Below are 20,603 nucleotides of genomic sequence, written 5' to 3'. Positions count from 1 at the left end.
AATTATGGGCATCGCCAATTAACTCAATCAGGCAGGTTTATTCAATTGATAGGATCCGGTTTTGCGGGCCTGGCAGGGTCATAAACCGCTACGCATACCCTGGAGTCTGCCGCGCCATAGTATAAAAACCATTTCTTCTTGAAATAAGCCATCCCTTCCAGGAAAACCGTACCAGCCGGGTACTGGCCGCTTTTTTCAAATGATGCCATTGGCCGCATAAAGGGTACATCTAACCGGGTAATAAACTTTAATGGATCATTCTTATCAAATAAGCCCTGGCCGGCACAATAACTATTAGGGGTAAAACGTTTATCGCCCTCGTCGCCGGCTTTATTTTTACCATTATAAAGCAGTACAATACCTTTATCGGTAAGGATGGCTGGCGGGCCGCATTCGGTAAGTTCGCTATCAAAATAGCCTTTTCGGGGCGAGAAAAGTTCTGTTAAATTACCATCAGGGTTAACCACGGGTGTCCAGTCTACCAGGTTAGTTGAGGTTGCGGCATAAACATGTAGCTCGCCCCAATACATCCAGTATTTTCCCTTTACTTTGGCTACCACCTGTTTGCCATTAACTATCCGGGTAAGAATAGATGCTGATTTGTGCGGTATATTCAAAAATTTGCCGTTGTAGGCATCTTCAAATATAGGCCCGTGTTTGGTCCAGTGTTTAAGGTTTTTCGAAGTCGCTACGCCCAGGCGGGGCACATCGCGGTTCCATTGCGTGTAAAACACCACATAGGTGCCGTTAGCAGTTACCGCCACACGAGGGTCTTCACAGCCGCCCGGCCATTCGTATTTTTTCTGGCTATCATTGTCAGGGTAAAATACCGGTGCTTTATCTCGTTTAAAGTGCAAACCATCTTTACTCACCGCGTATCCTAAGCGCGATGTACGGTAGCCGATACCAACGCCGGATTTATCCTCAGACCGGTAAAGCACCACCACGTTGCCTTTATACACCGCCGCACCGGGGTTAAATGTATCGTTAGATTCCCAGCCAACATATTTTTTTAGCACAGGGTCAAAAAAGCGTGTAGTGCTATCCGGCGAGATGATGGGGTTAAGTGTGGTTTCGCGCTCAAAACCGCCCAATGCCCAAACGGGCAGTTTGTTTGCTTCCTGGGCATAGGCCGTTAGCCCCAAGCAGCAGAATATCAAAGCTGATTTAATAAGCAACAAGAAGTTTTTCATAAGGCAAATAATGGTTTGTTAAGGTAGGAAATCCTTAATGGTTAACCAAATAATAGTGGCTGGCTTATGCTAACCGGATCATTAAAGAACAGTAGCTAAATCATAAAGCATTCATAGTATCTGTTGCTGTACTGCCACCATAATCAATTCGGCTACATTTTTAACCCCAAATTTTTGGATAAGATTCTTGCGGTGTGTATCTACTGTTAGCGGACTCAGAAATAATTCCTGTCCTATCACCTGGCTTGTTTTACCGGCCGCTATTAGCGCAAGTATCTCTTTTTCGCGGCGTGTGAGCCTTGGCGAGCCCAATAGTTCATTTTTAGAAGGCCGGCTGATGATCTCCATTACTTCCCTGCTGTAACAGATTTGGCCATTGACCGCTTCGATGATACAATGGCGTAACTCTTCTATTGAACTGTTCTTGAGCAGGTATCCGCTCGCGCCATTTTGTATAGCCTGCATAATAATGCTGCGTTCGGTATGGTTGCTTAATATCAAAATGCAGGTAGTTAATGATACCGCCTTTATCTTTTGGCATAGCTCTATCCCGTTCATATCGGGCAGGGTAATGTCCAAAAGGATGAGGTCAAGCGCATGGCTATCTAAATAGCTCAACAGCGCCTCACCGGAATAGAAGCCACCAACTATCTTAAGGTTCGTTTCGTTTGAAAGTAAAGATTTCAAACCTTCAATCACAATCGGGTGATCGTCAACAATAGCGGTTTTTAGTTTAGGCATCGGCATTGGTGTTGAGTTCTATATTAACAATAGTACCTTCATTAATTACAGATTGCAGCTCAAATTTTCCATTCAGATAACTAACACGGTTTCTCAGATTTTCAAGCCCCATGCCTTTGCATGTATTTAGCGCTTCAGGCTCAAAGCCTGTTCCGTCATCTTCCACGGTTATGAAAAATACACCGTCGTTCTGGCTGCATTGTATCAGAATAGTTTTAGCCCCGGAATGTTTAACAGCGTTTGAGAGTAATTCCTGTACAATACGGTAAATGTTGAGCTGTACATTAAGAGGAATATCTTTTTTGATATGGAAGGTCTGAAAATCAATATGCAGGTCATCGCGCATATAAAATTCGCTGAGATCTTTTAAGGCTACTTCCAAACCAAATTTAAGTAAAGTTTCGGGTAGCAGGTTCCTTGCAATGCGTCGTAACTCGGTAACAGACGAATCCAGTTGGCCAATAATGCGTAACAGGTCTTTATCATCAGCAAAATCCTGTTTAGTACCGGTTAAACCGGTAAGGCCTATTTTAAGGCCGGCCAGCATACCGCCCAGCCCATCATGCAGGTCGCGAGCCACCCGTTCACGCTCGTTTTCCTCACCATCCAATATGGCTTTGGTAATTTTAAGTTGTTGTTTACGCTCCAAATCGAGCAATTGCTGGCGGTAGTTGATCTCTTTTTGGGCGGCCAGTTTACGGTTGTTTTTCGCGTTTAATATCACCATGGTGAGGATAGCCACTAAGGTTAAACATCCTGAACCAAGCAGCCAGTTAAACAGCTTTTCGTTTTTTGTTCGTAATTCAGCCTGCCGGTTCCTGGCCTGCAGTTGAGCGATTTTTTTCTGGCTCTCTGCTGTGCGGTATTTAGTTTCCAGTTCGTTTATCTTAAGCCCCAACTGCTTGTTTTGCATGCTATCTGTTAATAGCTGTTGTTTGTTTTGCCATTCATAAGCGTCACGGTAATTCCCCATGAGCTTATTGGTTTTGGCCAGTTCGCCATATACCATCGCTTTATCATTCGCACTTGTCAGCATGGTGCCTTCTTTCACAATACCCAACAAAATAGCCTTGGCTTTAGCATATTCTTTTAAGTAAACATAAGCTTCATAATTGCGAAACAAAAGTTGCTGAAGCAACTGTTTCTGGTTGTATTTAGTTGCCAGGACAATCCCTTTATCGGCGCTGGCAATAGCTTCTTTGTATGATTGAATAGTGGCATAATACAGCGCTTCGTTATAATAATACAAAGTGTAGTTTAATGAACCCGGATATGGCGCTAACATGGCCTTGGCTTTCTGTAGTAGTTGTTTAGCAACTGCAGACTTTACCGCGTAACAGTTAATGCTCACACCGTTCAAATAAGCAAAAAGCAAGTTGGTTGATTTAGGGTCTTTCTTCTCCAGCAAAGCGATGGCTTTTCTATTGTAATCATCAGCTTTGGCAAACTGATAATTATTCATCAAAATAGTTGATAGCTGGCCATAATAAAAAGCGATCATCGATTGATCACCTGCCTTTTCGGCATAGGGGAGTGCCTTTTGAGTGGTGATGCTTGCTATAAACTCATAGCCCTTACCTCTGTTCATTATGGCATAATTATACCATGCTGCGGCCAGCTTAGCGTAAGCTTGTGGCGTATGAAAAGCGGCGAGCGCTTTTTGCGCTTCGGTAAATGCCGCGGATGCTTTCGTAGTGTTCCAGTTAAAGTAGTATTGCCCTTCGTAAAAGTATGATAAGGCCTTTAAATAAGGTGAGTTTCCGGAAAGTTGTTTACCCTTTGTTAAGCAGGCTTTGCTTTTGGTGGTATCTTTAAACTTCCAGTACTCCACCAGCATAAAGCTGACCACAGCCTTTACGCTATCGTTACTTCCTGATACCAATATGTTTTCCAGGCTATCAACATGCTTTTTCTCATTCAGCGGTACCTGTTGCTGCCCCAAAGCGGTAAAGGTTAAAAAAGAGAACAAGTATAACAGTATCGTTTTCATGGCAGCATAGCAGGTGTGTTTCAAATATCTGCCTAATAACTTAAAAAAGGCCAACAATAGCCAAAAAATACCTAATAATGGGTAGATAAAATGCCACCATTTGGGGGATTTTATGAAGTTTTTATAACCGATAGTTTTGCAGTCTATCTATCATCTAACTTGAAAACCATGAAAAAAACAAATTTGAAATACTTGTTACTGGCCATCACTTTGGTCGGCTTTATTTCGGTACTGGCGGCATGCAGTAAAAAAGACAGTAATGAGAATAACCCTTCAAACGGAGGGCGTACCGCGAAGTTTACAATAATCGTTACCGGCGCGCCTGAATCAGCCTATCTATCATTTGTAACGGTAGGGTTAACCAATAACCCCTCTGATGCCACAGTCTGGAAGGTAAATGGGGCCATACAAAATAACCAGAGTACGATAAGTCTTGGTAAAAACAATTTCAGCGGAAGTACCAATACATATGTAATTGAATCTATAAAACCGCTTACCACTATCAGCGCAGGAATCCAATGCCTAAGTCCGGGCGACGCAGCTTATAAGGTGAGTTACAAGGCCGAGGTCAATGGAGAGGTAAAGGAAGACATTAAAGACTTTACGGTTACCAAGTCAGCGGATCTTACAAAGGATTATACTTATTAATTAAGACTCAATCATTAATTAAGACTCAATCATTTCAAAAATACATTTATCACCAAAACTCCATTAACTATGAAAAAGATCATGATCATTTGTGCAGGCCTGCTGTTCTTTAGCCCGATGATTACCAGGGCACAGGCGATTTTAGACAAAGTAGACCGGGCAACTGACAAGGCCGACCGGGCAGGCCATACCGCAGACCGCAGTAAAAGCACCGGAGAAAAGATATTAGGCTTTTTTGGCAAAAAGAAAGATGGAACCTCTACCGAGAAAACAACCGTAAAAATTGCCGGAGCTAATTTTTCTACCCTAAAGGCTATTAATGATAAGCTGCAATCGGCAAAGGGTGTACAAAGCACCAAAATGAAATACAGCGCGTCCGGCTCTTCTATTGTTTTACAACATACCGGTACCACTTCTGATATCCTGAAAGCGCTACAAAAAGCCGCTCCTGATGTTTTCGCGGAAAAGAATATCGACGGAATGGACGATGGGGAAATATCCGTGAAGCTAAATTAATTATACCTAAACTTTTATTATCAGATACCTGGTCGGTCGGCATTTTACTGGCCGCCCGGGTATCACTATGCACTACTGATATGAAAAATAAGCTATCACATCAACTTTTTGTCTGCATAACCATGCTTGTATTTGCCCTGAGCGGTTTATCGGCTTGTAAAAAAGGCAGCGGTAGTTCAAACGGCGGACAGGAAACCTATATGTCCTGCAAGATCAATGGAACACTACACGAATTTAATTACGGCGTTAACGCTAATGATAAACCTGCTACCGATACGGAACACTTTGTAGTTATTGGCGGCTGGGAAAAGCCGGATATGGTTACCGGCTTTGGCATTGATATGCAGATTGATAAAGGGGCTAAGGAAGGCACCTACGTTTCTAACAGCGCGCCCGGCTTACTGCTTGCAGGTAAATATTACATACAGCAAATGAAAGACGGAAAAATTGTTGGTACCACCATATTCAATGGTGGCGACCTGGAGGGCAGCAGCTTTACCATGACCATCACCAGCCTTACCAAATGGGGCGTAAAAGGCACATTCTCGGGCAAACTCAGGTTATTAGCCGGAGATGAATATCTGACGGTAACAGATGGAAAGTTCTCAGCACCATACAATTGATTTAAACACTCATTAAACAATGGAAATGATACGATACACTAAAACCCTAACTATATTTGCTTTTTTGGGCGGCATATTTTTTAGCAAACCGACCCAAGCCCAGGATAAACCTTTTAACGAGGACTTTTCGAGCTATCAGCTTGGCGCCTCGCCCAGTAGTATTAAAACCAATGGCGCAGCTATTGTTGCTCATCCTACAGGACAGGAGGGGAAGTGGCTTGAAGTAAAAAATCAGGCTACATATAAGCTCAATCGCCTAAAACCGTTCCCGGCTAATTTTACCTTAGAATTTGACGTACTTGCGGTGGCTGAAGAAATAAAAGACATTGCCCCCGTTTGTTTCGGTTTTGTAAAAGACAATGCGGCAAGGGAACACCTTAGCAATGCCGGAGCCTTTGTGCAACTGCATTACAGAGATGCAGACGCCGTAAATATTGGTAATTACGAACTCAAGAAAGAAACTGGCACTACTTTCGACCTTGCATCTACTACAAACAAGCCGGTGCATGTAAAACTGGTTGTTAATGGTACTCAAATGGCTGTTTATCTTGACGATACAAAACTCGCGGAAACAGAGCTATTCACGCCAAAAGCCGCCAAATACTTTTATTTTAGCGGCCCTTGGCAATATGATAAGGGTAGTAAATTGTTCATCAGTAATTTTAAGACTACATTGTAGTTAAATTTTTAAAAGTGAAAAAAGTCCTGTCCATTCTGTTATTAGTATTGATCGCCGCATGTGTTCAGGCACAGATCGTACGTGAACCTGATGCAACAAAGTATCCGGATTGGACAAGGTCTATTGCTCCGTTCAGGGTCGTCGGTAACCTGTACTATGTAGGTACCGCCGACCTTGCCTGTTATTTGATCACTACAAAAGAAGGTCATATTCTAATTAACACCGGCCTGGCTTCATCCGAAAACATCATCCTGGAAAACATCAAAAAACTGGGTTTTAAGGTAAGCGACGTTAAAATACTGTTGACAACCCAGGCGCACTTTGACCACCTCGGTGCTATGGCGGCAATTAAAAAGATAACCGGTGCAAAAATGCTGGCCGATTATGCCGATGCATCGGTTATTGCCGATGGGGGACTTTCTGACTATGACCTGGATGGTAAACACCGTACGTTTAAACCCATTCATGTAGACCGTATTTTGCATAACGATGATCATATTACGTTGGGTAATATGGCCCTGACCATGCTGTATCACCCGGGTCACACTAAGGGCTCTTGCAGCTACCTGTTTAATGTAACAGACAAGGGCCGCACCTACCGCGTATTGATAGCCAATATGCCAACGATAGTAACGGATAAAGATTTTAATGCCATACCGGCTTACCCAAAAATCGCCAAGGACTATGCCTATACATTAGCCGCTATGCAAAAGCTAAAATTTGATATCTGGCTGGCTTCTCATGGCTCACAATTCGATCTGCTTAAAAAGTACCCGGCTGCGAAAAACTACCGCCCATCGGTATTTATGGATAAAGAGAATTACTACCAGCAACTTAAAGAGTTGGAGATTGGCTATCGGAAAAAGCTGGCAGGCAGGCGTAGTTAAACGCATGATACAAAAAAATAAACCTGCATATTACTGTTCCCTATTGCTGCCGTCTTTAATCATTGCCATGAAGCTATCCCGATAACTTTCGCCGATAGGTATGGCTTGTTCTCCGATATAGATCATTTGCCCATCTATCATTCGTATTTTGTTAACCGAAACAATATAGGATTTATGTACCCTGTAAAATGGGGGCTGCGGCAATAGTTCGATGATATCCCGCAAACTTTGATAAGTCACAAATCTTTGTGTTAGCGTAAAAACAGATACATAGTTTTTAAGTCCCTGAACATAGAGTATGTCCCGGTGATCTACCTTTAGAAACTTGCTCTTGCTATCACCCTTAATAAAAATATAATCATGTGCGGGGCTGGTGACTTTGGGTGCCGTCTGCGCTGGCTGCTGAGATGTAGTGCGGTAATTAATTCCGGTAATTTGATCAAAAGCTTTTTGTGCAGCTTTCAGGAACCGGTCAAGGGCGATTGGCTTGAGCAGATAATCAATTACGCCATGGTCAAAGCCTTCCAGCGCGTATTCTGCATAGGCTGTTGTCAGTATCACTTTGCACTTATCTCCGCAAAGAGATAAAAATTGAAGGCCGGAAAGCTCCGGCATTTGGATGTCTAAAAATACCAGGTCTATTTCTCCGCTTTGGATCTGGCTCAAAGCCTCTATTGCACTCGTTGTTGTGCCAACAAGTTCCATATAAGGTACTTTGGTAATATAGTCGGCTATCATGTTTATAGCGTATCCTTCGTCATCAACGGCTAAACAGCGTATCCTTTTCATGTTGTTTTTAATATTAGATGCAGGGTAGTTTCGTAGTTTTCACCGTTGTTACTGATCAAAAGCTCATGTTCCCCCGTATAGATCAGCTCAAGCCTCCGCCTGATATTTACAAGTCCTATCCCGCTGGAATTATCTTTATTACCGTGGCTGATCTTGTTGCTAACCACCATGGTCAATTGTTGCCCGGCTGTGCTGATATGGATACTGATCGGCGAATTGGCATCAGTACATACACCGTGTTTGAATGCGTTTTCTACCAAAGGTATTAAGATGAGTGAAGCTATCTTTTTCTCCCTGAACTCGCCCGTTTTTCTAAAATCAACAAAAAAATTTTTCTCAAACCTTAAGCGGTATATCTCAATGTAATTTTCAAGATAGTCTATCTCCAGCTGAAGGTTAAGCATACCATCAACGCTGTTATTTAACATATATCGCATGAGTTGAGAAAGCTTAATAATCGCGTCGGCGAGTTTGCCGGATACCGGGTAGGCTAATGAATACAAATAATTTAGCGTATTGTACAAAAAATGCGGGTTGATCTGTGTTTTCAGGAAAAGCAATTCTGCCTGGGTCTTTTCCTGCTTTAACTGATCTGCCTCGTGTTCCCTGCGATAGGTTTCTAACAAAGCCCAGGCAATAAAACTGAATATGATGGGTTGCGTAGCGCGCCACCAATTATCGCTGATATAATACCAGAATTTCACGGAAGGGTCATAATTGCCGTAGCCTAATAGCCATAAATAGGCAACCTCCTCTATCATATAACGGCAGCTAATGAATAATATATCGGCGATGACTAACCCCAGGATCAGCAGCGGAACCTTTTTAATTTTCAGGAACCTTGGGTAAACAAAAAAGAAGCAAAAGGTGAATTCTGTAAACCCGGCCAATAGGTTTGACCATACATAAGGCTGAGTGCCTCTTCTGTTCGCAATATTATCAATATAAAGGTACAGTGCATAGCATGCCCATGCCAGCAAATAATAAATAAGCAACCGTTTACCCTTCATATCCCAAATATAAAAGTATAGTGTACCAATCGGAATTTTCTTATCCTAACACACCTTACAGCCTTATGAAAACCTGCCTGCCCGATGTGAACGCATGATTTGGCTTCATAAGCTGCTGGGATAATTTATTGAGCAGTTGGGATAACAAAATTTATGTTAAGCGCTATGGAGAACATTTTTGTTTTGTAAACAATACGAACATGAAAAGATATATTAAAAAAACCTACTTGCTAATTTTAGCTGTATTTCTATTAAGTTTTGGTAAAGCCAACGCGCAGCAAGCAGACAGTGTGCGCCGCCTGATAGACACGCTGCTTCAGTTTAGCAAAGCAAATGCTCTTTACAGCAATCAGGTTGATTGGAAAATGATAAGCGATAGTGTGCGCAATAAAGCAGCTAATGCCGGTACCATAAAGGCGGCTTTGCCAGCTGTAAAGTTGCTTTATCAACTATTGGGAGATCACCACGGGTTTATTACGTACAATAACAATTATTATGGCTGGCCCGGAAACAGTAAACCCTTTGATAGAACAGTACACGCCGCCTTAATCAAAAAAATGAAAGACGGTTATGGTGTGCGTAAAGAAATACTGGCAAAGGGCTATGGTTATTTGCTCGTTCCTGATAATAACCCAACGTACCGTGGCGCAGTTAACGATATTGCCAGGCAGATAAGGGATTCGCTTGCCGCTATGGATCCGGAAAGATTGAAAGGCCTTATTATCGATTTGCGGTTGAATCCGGGTGGTGATATGTACGCCATGATCGGAGGACTAAGCAATCTGTTTAGACCCGGAAAACTGGGATCTTTTGTTTACCCGGGTACAAAGAAAGAAGAGGCCTGGAATATTGTCAGTGACAATGGCAAGGATAAAGTTTATTCAGGCCAGGATACCTTGTGCCGGATCAACCGCCGGGGTAAGCAGTTGTATGATCTGAAAGTGGTTGTTCTGATAGGGCCTTACACCCGGAGTTCAGGCGAAGCGCTCGCGATTTCATTTAAAGGACGCCATAATACCTGGTTTATAGGAGAAGATACAGGTGGTTACACAACAGCTAATGTTTCTTTTCAATTTACTAATGAAATCGGTGTATTCGTTGCTACAGCGATCGAAGCTGACCGTAACGGACACTTATACACAGATAATGTTAAACCTGATGAAGAGATTTTGGGAGGCGACAATTTTAATGACCTGAAAAATGACCTAAAGGTAAAAGCTGCGCTTCAATGGCTTAAACACAAATAAAATCTGCCTTTTCCAAAAGCTTTATAACGCTAATAAATACTTTATGAAACATATACTAATAGCCGTGCTGTTATTGGCCGGTACCTCCATCTACGCGCAAAAGAAGCAGCTTATGAATGACGAGGACAGACTGAACAAGTATATTCCAGCCCACTTAAGCTACTTTACATTTGATGGCCATAGCCCGGTGGGTAAGGGTTGGGATATTTTAGACAGCATGTTTGCAAAAAACCAGTTTGTTGCCTGGGGCGAATACCACAATTCTCCTTTGCTCTCCCAGTTAACGGCGTATGCGCTGGAAAGTGCGGCCAAATACGGCTATAAGAATTGGTGTGTTGAAGTAGGGCCCTACGCGGCATCTGAGCTTACGCGCATTTCGCGCAGTAAAAGCCCGGTTGATACTGTAATTAAGTTATATAAAACGGGTTATCCTCATATTGGGGTCTTTCCGTTTTTTAGCAGTTGCGAGGATGCCCGGATGCTAATAGCCGCTAACAGATCTGGATATAAGATATGGGGAATAGACCAGGAGTTTCAAATGAGTTTTCCGTATTACCTAAGTACAATTTACAAGGCGCAATCTGCTAAATTTCAACAACAGCATAAACCACTTTATGATAGCTTACAGGCTAAGTGGTGGTATCCCAGCACCATACTTTTGGATAGCTTGAGTAAAGCGGTGCGCCAGAAACCATATAAATCCCTTATACAATCAATTAAGGTTTCCAAGGAAATTTACCGCAATAACGATAACCAGGCACGGTCTGCTTTAATGAAAGCAAATTTTTTTAAATATTATGACACGGCAGGAAAGAATGAAAAAACGTTCTTTAAGATGGGCAGCAATCATTTAGCGAAAGGTATGAATTTGCAAACCAACCTGTACGATATTGGTAACGCTGTTTATGAACTTGCCCAACGCAACAATACCGGATTTGCTAATGTATACCTCATGGTACGCTATACAATGGAAAACGGCAAACTTGTTGATGATCTACTAAACAATGAAAACGAAAACCCAAGGATATTTTCAAAGTTTTATGATAAAGACAGATGGGTATTGATCGATCTGAGGCAATTAAAAATAAAAAACGATAATACCTTGCCTAAAGATGCTTACCAGCTGATTGAAAAATATGATTATGTGCTGATATCGCCAGAAGTACTCAATATTAATGGTGTCGGCAACTAAAGCTGCTGCATTCTGGTTCAACTATAGTATAAAAGTTCCAATTACTAAATTAGCGCGTGATTTTAACAATCAAGATTTCCAGTTATTTCTAAATCAGTACTTGTTATTGTGAAGAAAACTGTACCAACCTATCCCTCAAATTTATATTAAATATGTCTGATCAATTGCAGGAATTTTTTAAAGATGTTCCATTAAGAAATGTATCTCCGGTTTCCATGGTTGAAGCCAATGAAATTCTTAAAATTTATTCTGGTGATTTCATTTTGAAAAGGGAAGAAAAGGAATTCCCAGTAAATGGGGATATCATCTTTAAATGGTTTCCAGATATGGGGGTAAAATTTAAAGCTTCCTTTACAACTTCTGCTAAACTAAATTTTAATGAAACGGGAGAATATGAAATTTGGATAGGCAATCAGTATATGGCTAAAATAAAGGTCTACGATCTAAATTTGACTGAACAAGCCACCTGTGGGGGCTATGCTAACGAATTTATCTGGGGCGAAAAAACTATTGCCGTTAACGAAGTAATTTTCGCGATACCAAATATGCGGGAATATTTAGGTGATTCAGTTAAGGAAACTACTGATGGTGTGGTTAACCTTCAAAAATCTCGGTTAGTTCTTGAGGATAAGCGCTATAAAATCATTCTTGACAAAACTGTCGATTATAAAATTCGACAGGAAAAGCTCAATGAAGATGGTGGTTTCTTGATTACCTATTTAGGGAAGATTACTAATATCAGAGGGGCTATGAGCCTGGCAGATTTACATAAATGGCATGATCGTTTTCATCACTTTCTATATTTCTTGAACGGAAGACGAATAGCACCAATGTTTTACAAAGGTTCTTTCGACGGTCAGAATCTTTGGACTGATTATACAAATTATACGGTTGATATACATAAATACGTAAACTGCTGGTCTGATATCTATTATTTGAATGATTTGCCATCTTTATGGAAATCTTACAACAAACTTTGGGAGGAAGAAAATGACCGGGATTTTCTTAAAACCGCGATACATTGGTATGTAGAGGCTAATTCACAAGCGGGAATGGTTGATGGTTCAATTATCTTAATTCAAACAGCATTAGAATTAATCTACAATTGGTTAATTGTTGAACGACAGAAGGTAATAATTGGTGGCGATGCTGAAAAAATATCAGCCGCCAATAAGATCCGTATGATCATTTTTCAATTAAAGATTGATGCAGCTGTACCTCCGGCATTTCAGGAACTTGCAGCATTACCTAACGTCATCGATGGGCCTGAAGCTTTTACGTTTATCCGAAATGCGTTGGTACACGGCCAGGAATCCAAACGTACGGAATTGAGAAAAATAGACTTAATGGCAAAATATCAGGCATTACAGCTTGGCATTTGGTACGTTGAACTGGCTCTATTATTTATAATGGATTATAAAGGTAAATACAGAAATCGAACAGACGGCAATACCTGGAAAAATACCGGAACAATTGTTCCATGGATCAATGATAAGTCGTTCAAAATAGGTGACCCCTCTGAATTTACTGAAAAACAAATTGCCAGCTTTGTTGAACTTTTAGAAGAGCAAGGAAAAGTTCAAACTCCATCAGAAGAAAAGGTAAAAAGGTGTAAACTTATTGCAATGGGATTTTCATGGGGCAAACCTGTTGCAATAGGTGCCATTAAACCTAAAACAGCAAGTGATTTTGGAGCAGAAAAAGCAAACCTGCCAGATTTAGCAAATGATTATGATTGGGAGGCAGGATATTTTTATACCCATACAGAACATCAGGGCAAAGGGTTCTCATCTATAATTTTAAAAAATTTGCTGAAATTGTATGGGAAACAAAATTTAATGGCAACTACCGAAATAAGAGATGGTAACAGCATGATAAACATTCTTCAAAGGGAAGGTTTCAAACAGACTGGTCAAGCATGGAAAAGCGCTTTGTCCGATAATGAGTTAAGGTTATTTTTAAAGGATATAAAAAAGGAAGAACAAGCAATGCGGGATAGCTTAAATGCTTATCTGCCCGAATTAATGAAAGATTTACAAGAGGAGTCCGGCGAATCACTAAACGATCAAAACGATAATCCAGATGAGTCAAAGCGCTAAATGTTTACACGATAGAAATTAGAATATTTAAATAAATGACGTTAAACAACATATAGTCTATAATTGAGTGGCATGTATTAGCCTATGTTATTTTAAGTATCAAAATTCAAGTATAAATCCGATTGTCGGCACAGTGTTAGCATCGTTGTTCTTCAGTAAAAGAGGTACGGCGTTTGATCCGTCTGTTCTCAAAGGTTTGCCATCTGTTGTTAAGAAAGCTGTATTGTCACTGTTCCTGGCAAAAGTGTAATTGGGGTAGGCGGGTGTTTTTGCCCCATACCAATTGGTTACATCCAGGTAAATATCCAAGGTTGTCTTTCTAAAATTCCATCGTTTATCAATCCGGATGTCAGAGGCATTAAAGGCACCCAGTCGCAGGGTATTCAATCTGCTAAAATCAAGTATTCCGGCGCCGGTTGTTAAATAATTCGCTTTTGACAGGTCATAATCAAACGGTGTGTACGGTGCGCATCCCTGGTACCTGAACTTTAACCCTATTTCATAATTTTTAGGCAACTTATAGCCAAAAGTTAAGGAGAGCAACTGCCGGTTATCCCAGGCAGACGGAATATATACTCCGTTTAATTCGGTAAATTTGCTGTTAAAAAGGGTAAACGAAAGCACGCCGAAAAACCTGTCGGTAAGCTTTTGTTGAGCAAAAAACTCTACTCCGTATGATTTTCCTTTGCCTGTAGTTGCAATCTGCTCGTTACCAACAGTAGTAAAATCTCCGCCTTCGTTAGCTAATGATATACCATCGCGTACTGATACAGGGTAATTGCTGTAGATTTTATAAAAAGCCTCCACTGTAAAGCGGGTTGATGCTCGCGGTAAATATTCTAAACCCAGCACATAATGGTCAGACCGTGTGTAGGCGGCATTTCTATTTACAAAACCACCGCTTGAGTTTGTATATCCCAGAATAGTATATACCGGTATTTTAAAATAGCTACCCACTGAGGCATTCAGGTTCCATTTTTCCGTAAGCGCATAATTTATAGACAGTCGTGGCGATAAAGTTTTCCCTCCATTAAGGCCATCATTGGTAAACGTATTCATATCCGATCGGATACCCGCGTTTAACCCCAATTTATTATTAAAGAACCGTTTGCCTGCCTGCGCGAATAAGCCAAACCTGAAAAAATTGAGTGCGGCGCTTGAGTTGAATATAACAGCCGGCTGGGTAACGTTACCTGTACTATCAGTAAGTTGTGCACGGAACCTGTTGTAGTAAGAGTTTTTAAACTGTTCGTACTGTGCCGACCCACCGAATGACCATTGCCAGCCATTATTAAAGTAATTAAAATCGAACCGGAGTTTATTTTCGGCCTCCTGCGAATTGATATTTAGCCTCAGTTTTTTCGGGTCGGTTGATTCATTATCATCGTATTTGTCAATCTGGTTATTTAGCAAATTTCGGCTCAGCGCCAGGTTAAAAAAACCGTGTTCAAGCGAATGCCTTAAACTTAAGCCAACAGTATAATTGTACTGGTTGATGCTTGGTGAAGTGTTGAGCGCGTATAATTTCTCGGGAGTGGCGTTTTTAATTTTACCGAATTTAAACTCATCTATGGCTCCCACACCAATGATATTTAAGGTTGTTTTAGAGTTGAACTTATGCGTGATCTTTGTTTGAAAATCATAATAATTTGGCCTCACAGGGATATCGAGAAGAGAAAACAAAAGCTGCAGGTACGACCTCCTTACCGAGGCAAGAAATGTGGTTTTATTATCTATCGGCCCTTCTACGGTTCCGGCAATCTCCGATGCACTTAGCCGTACGTTACCCTGGTAACGGTTGGGGTTACCCGTTTTTTGCGTAAACTGGAAAACCGAACTCAGGGCGTTATCATACCGTGCATCAAACGCCGAAGTGCTGAGCTTTACATCCTGGATAAAAGATACGTTTAAAATACCCGCCGGGCCACCGCCACTACCCTGTGTGCTAAAATGGTTGATCACCGGTATCTCTATACCATCTAAGTAAAAGACGTTTTCGTTTGGCGAGCCACCTCTGATGATAATATCATTCCTGAAGCCTCCGCTGCTCCCGTCGGTACCGCTAACCCCCGGCAATGCCTGTATAACCCTGGATATGTCAAAGTTACCACCCGGATTACTTTTTATTTCCTCAGAAGTTAAACGCTGTACGGAAAGTGGTGTGGTTAATGTGGCTACAGATGCAGAGCGTTGGGCAGTAATCTTAACTTCATTCAGGTTGTTTGATGCGGCAGGAGTAAGCTCTATATTGAGCTCATTTTCGTTACCGTTAGAAATAACGATGTTATAGGATGTAGAAGTTTGGTAGCCGATACGTTTTACTTCGAGTGTATAACTTCCTGCCGGGATTTTCGTGATCCTGAATTTTCCTGCCGAATCTGTTGTTGTCCCGAAATCAGCGCTACTTTTTAGCTGTATGCTTGCCGCATCTATGGGTTTTAGAGTACTCTTGTCGGTAACGGTTCCCGATAATGCGCCATTATTTTGTGATTTAGCCGCTTCGCATCCAAATAATACAATTAAAAGGGCAATAAATATTCTCATGGTTTAGTGTTGGTAGATACTACTTTTTTATTATTGTGATAAATTTACACCTATTTATTTTGTGTGTAACAAAATAAATAGGTACTTACAAGTCTTGCTATAATACATCTTTAAAACCTTTAGACTTAAAACAAAAAGCGCTATAAATATAATTTATAGCGCTTTTTGCTCATTTAGACCTTTTTAATGGAGCCGGAGGGATTTTCACTTTATGCGATTCTAGCGTTTTAAGCGCGTTTTTTAGATGTTTTTTCAAAATACTGCTACTATTTGCCGCAAATATCCCTGTATATTAAAAGCTTTCTGCAGGAAGTACCTTGACTTAAAGAACAATGTAATCCGGTTGATTACTTAGGTAATTAGTAAACTATATTTACCTAAGAACTTACAGCATTGCTTCTGCAAATAATTTAATATTTAATTTAAATGCATGTAAGGAATCAATAATTTAATAGCCTTGATAATCTCGCTCTAATTTATTTTAGAACATCACCATCACATCAAACATTTATTTTCTCAAACGTTCTTGTTATTACCGTCAATGAAATTCATAATGCTTTGATAAGAAGTTTTTTCCTGTTCTTCAATAGTATTAATGATCATATCTGCAATGGCAGACAAAAAGTCACCTATATCCTGATAAATTTGTTTAGCTATTCGCAATTTTTTGATTTCTTCAATTGCATTAGTAGCCTCAATTCCCTCAAGTATCCTTTCACGCTCTCTCACTTGTGTTTGCCAAAACTCCACATATTTTATTCTGTCGGCTGTTTTGAAAATTCGTACATCTTCATGGCGGATCGGAAGGATTTTTTGTTGACTATTCCTCTCCTTTAAGACGTGTAGCACCTCCATCATGCAGTTTTCTGACTTCAGGTATTCGTCACTTATAATTAGCACTGCAAAATCAGAAGCGCGGATAGACTCCATAAAAGTTGATATGCTATCCTTATAGCTTAATTGATGATCGTCCATCGAGGGAATATATCCCTTAGTTTTTAAGAATTCGTAAAGTTTATTCGCTGCAAGCTTATGATGCCACTGATAGGATATAAAGATATGCTTACCACCTAATTTTGTAGAATAGTTTTTAGTTGATTTGCTGTAGCCGCCATTATCCATAAATGATTTGGTGTCTGCCGAATAACCGATGTACCTGTCACCATAAGATTTTACATGCCCGTCAATCTTCAGTTTTGCTAATAATCGCTGTGCGTCCGAGACTGAAATTTTATTGTTCAGAATCGTTTCCCTGATTGTGTGTTTATTCACGTTAATCAAACCAGGATTATCAATCAGATAATTTAAGATACGATCAAGAAATACCTCATTGTTTGTTGCAGGTTGTTCTTGTGCGGTCGTACCCTCGAGCTTATATATTTCTTTTGATTTGATTCCATAGGCAGTTTGATTGTAAGCTATGACTTGGTCAGACTTATCTACCTTAATGACAAACAATCGTTTTTCCTGAAAGACAACGAAATCACTTTGGACTGAGGGATTCGGCGATAACTTTGACAACGCATTCGTTAACACAACATTCACTTGGAAATCGGCACTTAAACCCTTTATTGAAATTTTGTTGTTTTTGACTAATATACCCAAAATTAGAACACCTCCATCTGTATTAGAAAATGCACAAATCACTCGCCCCAATTCAGCACTTGAAGGCAATAAGGCATCATATTTTAGACGGTCGCTCTCCGGTAGGCCAATCTTGTTAATTACATATTCATCAAGCGACATCATTAAATCTTAAACTTCTTTATGTTATTTTTCTTCAAAATATACCCCAGGCTAACTTGCCATATTTCAATTCCATCGTCCACCCACAATTCCGTATCTGTGTAATCCAGGGTGTCTTTTTCCGCACCATAATATACTATAACCTCTTGTGAGTAAGCGGGGCGAAAGACGATTTTGATTGGGCGTCCATGTTTCCGCACACCTGCTAAAATCGTGGGAGCTGTATGAATATCCAAATCATCAAGATCGTAATCATCGCTCAAGGTTTTCAAGTGTTCAATAACCCTTGCCCTAGCCTTATCGATGTGGGCATGAGCAAGAACATACATATCTTTTGTCGGAACGGAACGGTGATCGAACAAAGCTTTCAAGTCTGTATCCCGCATGGCGTCTTCCCATTCTTCGACATTGGTAATACCCATCGCAACCAATATTTCTTCGGTGATTGGTAATAGTGATTTTTGTGTATTGACCGCCTGACCTTCTAATACCGCTCTCAATTGCTCGACCGTTTGCAGATTATATTCCTTCATTAATGAAAATATATTGTTAGCCCGCTCTATATTTTCAAAAAGCATCGGATTATCTTCCATTGCGGCAGCCACCTGTGATAAATTAGTCGCGCTTTTCATTACTTTGTAAAGGCTTTCTTTATCCTCGATTGTATTCATAAATAGTTCCGCACGCCGTGAAAAAGTTTCCGCAAACAACTCACGCCCTTCTTCAAGATGGTTATCGAACCACTCCGACAAAATGCTGATGGCCTTTACAATATCATGGTCCGTATTGTCTACCTTTCTTAGCTTTTCGCTGATTTTTATGGCGATGTCTTTCTTTTCTTTAACATGATATTTCCCAAAGCCGACACTATGATGGATTAGAATGTCATTCCAGTCTTCGCCTAATAACTGGAGCACCTCAATTAAATCAGAATCTTTTATTTTATTAATGTAGATTTCCTCTTTAATCAGAAATTTACCGTTTTCGTTGGGTATGATGGCATGTTTACCGAAAAGTGATAGGTTCTGTTCATCACTTATCAGGAAAGTACCCAAATCATTATACCAATTAAAGGTGTCGACTTCGCTCAATCCAAGGTCTTCACTTAACTGTCCGATGGTATTTTTCTTCGCGATATCCTGCATCAACTCATTAACGGTTAGTCTATTTATATCCTCCCAGATTACCTCTATCCAGGGATGTAGGTCTTCTTTACGGCAAACCGCGCCCGGAAAAAGATCGAAATTAAATTTCCATATTTTTTCTCGGAAATCTTTTGAATAACTTTTAAGTGGAAACCAAGAATCCTCGAGCTTCCCGTTCTTGCCGTCTTCATGCTCAACTATAGGCTGACTCAACAGAAAAGTTCTTAAAGGCGTTTGAATATTGGTTATATACCAACTTTTTTCGAAGTATCTATCGTCCGTTAATGGTAATTGTGAAACAGATAAATTATATAGCTGTCTAAATGTAGGCTTAGCGCAATTAGTCAACAAAGTTTTATATAGTTCAAACGCCTGCTTTAACAAATCCTTATTTTCTAACACTTCCGCATTCGAATCCCCCATCAGCCAAATACCATCTCTTTCTGTCTGCGGATTAAAATGAAAGCTGTTGACCACTATGGGGAAATAGAAATTTTCTGTCCCTATTAGTGGAAAGTCACAAAACAACTTTGGGATTTTATTCAAGCTTAATACCTCATATTTGTCGCCGACCTTTTTAACCATAGCCGCAATAGTAACGGTTTCGTTTGTGGCATGCAGCAAACTGATAACTGTGCTGTTTCCATTTTCAATCTTTTCAATTACTTGAAATCCGTCTGATGTTTTTGGCCTGACTTTAAATTTGTTTATGGTGCTTCGCGTGTTGTCGATGATTTCGACATTATCGATCTGCGAAATGAATGTTAACACGAATGGTATAAGTTTAATAAACTCGTCAACGCCAGTTTTTGCAATTTCTTTCTGTTCTGCGGTAGGAAGTTTATAAGAAAATGATGTGTTGAAAAACGTATGGTCATAACTATCAATTTCGCTGTTTTCTGTTGAAATATGAAACTGAAGCCATGCATTTTCAATCTTAGGTATCAGCACCGTTGTTGTTTTGCCATCCCTGTCAAGTGGGAAGTTGAATTTAAAGAACTGACCAGTTTTCGTTTCAACAATACCCTTTATTGTAACCTCTTTGGAAAGCAGATGTGTAGTAAGAAATCCTGTTCCAAATTTCCCTGTACGAGTAGACACTTCACCTTCTTCTACTTCTTTGGATGAAATTTGATTAATTAAACCCCTGATATCTTTTTCAGTAAAATGGTTCCCGTTATGGCGAAATTCAATTTTAGTGTTGTCAAAGGTAATTTGTACAGAAACCTTCCTATCGGTATTGGCAACACTGTCTTTGGCATTTTGCAGCAGCTCCCAAGCCCATCGACCAAAGTTGCTCTGAACTGTCATCTCCAAATCGTGTAGTCTCTTTATTATTTTATCCGCTATCGACCTGTTGCCATCCTCTTTGCGGCCATCTTCTATTGATTTAATCATTTGATAAGGTTAAAGTGTAACTAACTACATAACAAAAATACAAAATAAGGATTGAGTGACTGCTTGATCTTATTCAAATAATATCTTCTTATTTATAGGGATTCGAACCCTCGAGTGCCGTATTGTAATTTTAAAACATTTATTATCAATGAGTTA

At 40.3% G+C, this 20,603-nt stretch carries 16 protein-coding genes; 8 read left to right on the top strand and 8 right to left on the bottom strand.

Annotation, left to right across the window (positions count from 1 at the left end; all coding sequences use genetic code 11):
* Window positions 1–41: 41 nt before the first annotated feature.
* The 3 genes from CKK33_RS00795 to CKK33_RS00785 form a co-directional block, all read right to left on the bottom strand.
* Window positions 42–1,193 carry a glycoside hydrolase family 130 protein gene (locus CKK33_RS00795; RefSeq protein ID WP_095702274.1) on the bottom strand — a complete coding sequence of 384 codons (1,152 nt, stop codon included), beginning with the start codon at window positions 1,191–1,193 and terminating at the stop codon, window positions 42–44.
* Window positions 1,194–1,304: 111 nt separating this feature from the next.
* On the bottom strand, window positions 1,305–1,934 hold the full coding sequence (locus CKK33_RS00790) for a response regulator transcription factor (RefSeq protein WP_233138119.1): 630 nt from the start codon (window positions 1,932–1,934) through the stop codon (window positions 1,305–1,307).
* Window positions 1,927–3,924, bottom strand: a complete 1,998-nt coding sequence (locus CKK33_RS00785) for a sensor histidine kinase (RefSeq protein ID WP_095702272.1) — start codon at window positions 3,922–3,924, stop codon at window positions 1,927–1,929. Before CKK33_RS00785 ends, CKK33_RS00790 begins: the two co-directional genes overlap by 8 nt.
* A 168-nt stretch (window positions 3,925–4,092) precedes the next feature.
* On the opposite strand from CKK33_RS00785, the gene CKK33_RS00780 reads away from it, so the two are divergent.
* From CKK33_RS00780 to bla, 5 genes are all read left to right on the top strand, one after another.
* A complete protein-coding gene (locus tag CKK33_RS00780) occupies window positions 4,093–4,572 on the top strand; it encodes a hypothetical protein (protein ID WP_095702271.1) in 480 nt (159 codons plus the stop codon).
* A gap of 69 nt (window positions 4,573–4,641) precedes the next feature.
* Window positions 4,642–5,088, top strand: a complete 447-nt coding sequence (locus CKK33_RS00775) for a hypothetical protein (RefSeq protein WP_095702270.1) — start codon at window positions 4,642–4,644, stop codon at window positions 5,086–5,088.
* Between the two features lie 122 nt (window positions 5,089–5,210).
* Complete coding sequence (locus CKK33_RS00770; protein WP_095705703.1) at window positions 5,211–5,711, top strand: hypothetical protein; 501 nt, start codon at window positions 5,211–5,213, stop codon at window positions 5,709–5,711.
* A gap of 19 nt (window positions 5,712–5,730) precedes the next feature.
* The gene (locus CKK33_RS00765) at window positions 5,731–6,390 is read left to right on the top strand and encodes a hypothetical protein (RefSeq protein WP_095702269.1); all 660 of its coding nucleotides are present in this window, start codon (window positions 5,731–5,733) and stop codon (window positions 6,388–6,390) included.
* 14 nt (window positions 6,391–6,404) lie between these two features.
* The gene (bla, locus tag CKK33_RS00760) at window positions 6,405–7,277 is read left to right on the top strand and encodes a subclass B3 metallo-beta-lactamase (protein WP_095702268.1); all 873 of its coding nucleotides are present in this window, start codon (window positions 6,405–6,407) and stop codon (window positions 7,275–7,277) included.
* Between the two features lie 30 nt (window positions 7,278–7,307).
* Here the strand turns inward: bla and CKK33_RS00755 are convergent, their stop codons facing one another.
* Window positions 7,308–8,066, bottom strand: a complete 759-nt coding sequence (locus CKK33_RS00755) for a LytTR family DNA-binding domain-containing protein (RefSeq protein ID WP_095702267.1) — start codon at window positions 8,064–8,066, stop codon at window positions 7,308–7,310.
* The gene (locus CKK33_RS00750; protein WP_095702266.1) at window positions 8,063–9,076 is read right to left on the bottom strand and encodes a sensor histidine kinase; all 1,014 of its coding nucleotides are present in this window, start codon (window positions 9,074–9,076) and stop codon (window positions 8,063–8,065) included. Before CKK33_RS00750 ends, CKK33_RS00755 begins: the two co-directional genes overlap by 4 nt.
* Window positions 9,077–9,276: 200 nt before the next feature.
* On the opposite strand from CKK33_RS00750, the gene CKK33_RS00745 reads away from it, so the two are divergent.
* From CKK33_RS00745 to CKK33_RS00735, 3 genes are all read left to right on the top strand, one after another.
* Window positions 9,277–10,323: a S41 family peptidase gene (locus CKK33_RS00745; protein ID WP_095702265.1), complete on the top strand. Its 1,047-nt coding sequence runs from the start codon at window positions 9,277–9,279 to the stop codon at window positions 10,321–10,323.
* Between the two features lie 43 nt (window positions 10,324–10,366).
* Window positions 10,367–11,515: a hypothetical protein gene (locus CKK33_RS00740; RefSeq protein WP_095702264.1), complete on the top strand. Its 1,149-nt coding sequence runs from the start codon at window positions 10,367–10,369 to the stop codon at window positions 11,513–11,515.
* 152 nt (window positions 11,516–11,667) lie between these two features.
* Window positions 11,668–13,614, top strand: coding sequence for a hypothetical protein (locus CKK33_RS00735; protein ID WP_095702263.1), 1,947 nt, complete (start codon window positions 11,668–11,670; stop codon window positions 13,612–13,614).
* Between the two features lie 99 nt (window positions 13,615–13,713).
* Here the strand turns inward: CKK33_RS00735 and CKK33_RS00730 are convergent, their stop codons facing one another.
* The 3 genes from CKK33_RS00730 to CKK33_RS00720 all read right to left on the bottom strand — a co-directional run bounded on the left by CKK33_RS00730 (window position 13,714) and on the right by CKK33_RS00720 (window position 20,447).
* Entirely contained in the window at window positions 13,714–16,158 is a 2,445-nt protein-coding gene (locus CKK33_RS00730) for a TonB-dependent receptor (protein ID WP_095702262.1), read from the bottom strand.
* A 516-nt stretch (window positions 16,159–16,674) separates the two neighbouring features.
* Window positions 16,675–17,907: a TIR domain-containing protein gene (locus tag CKK33_RS00725; RefSeq protein ID WP_095702261.1), complete on the bottom strand. Its 1,233-nt coding sequence runs from the start codon at window positions 17,905–17,907 to the stop codon at window positions 16,675–16,677.
* On the bottom strand, window positions 17,907–20,447 hold the full coding sequence (locus CKK33_RS00720) for a sacsin N-terminal ATP-binding-like domain-containing protein (RefSeq protein ID WP_095702260.1): 2,541 nt from the start codon (window positions 20,445–20,447) through the stop codon (window positions 17,907–17,909). The genes CKK33_RS00725 and CKK33_RS00720 overlap by 1 nt, the downstream gene beginning before the upstream one ends.
* Window positions 20,448–20,603 lie beyond the last annotated feature (156 nt).

It is taken from the genome of Mucilaginibacter sp. MD40, from assembly GCF_002288635.1.
Lineage (GTDB): Bacteria > Bacteroidota > Bacteroidia > Sphingobacteriales > Sphingobacteriaceae > Mucilaginibacter.
The sequence above is the reverse complement of the archived record's forward strand: the minus strand, read 5'-3'. Positions and strand labels throughout refer to the sequence as shown.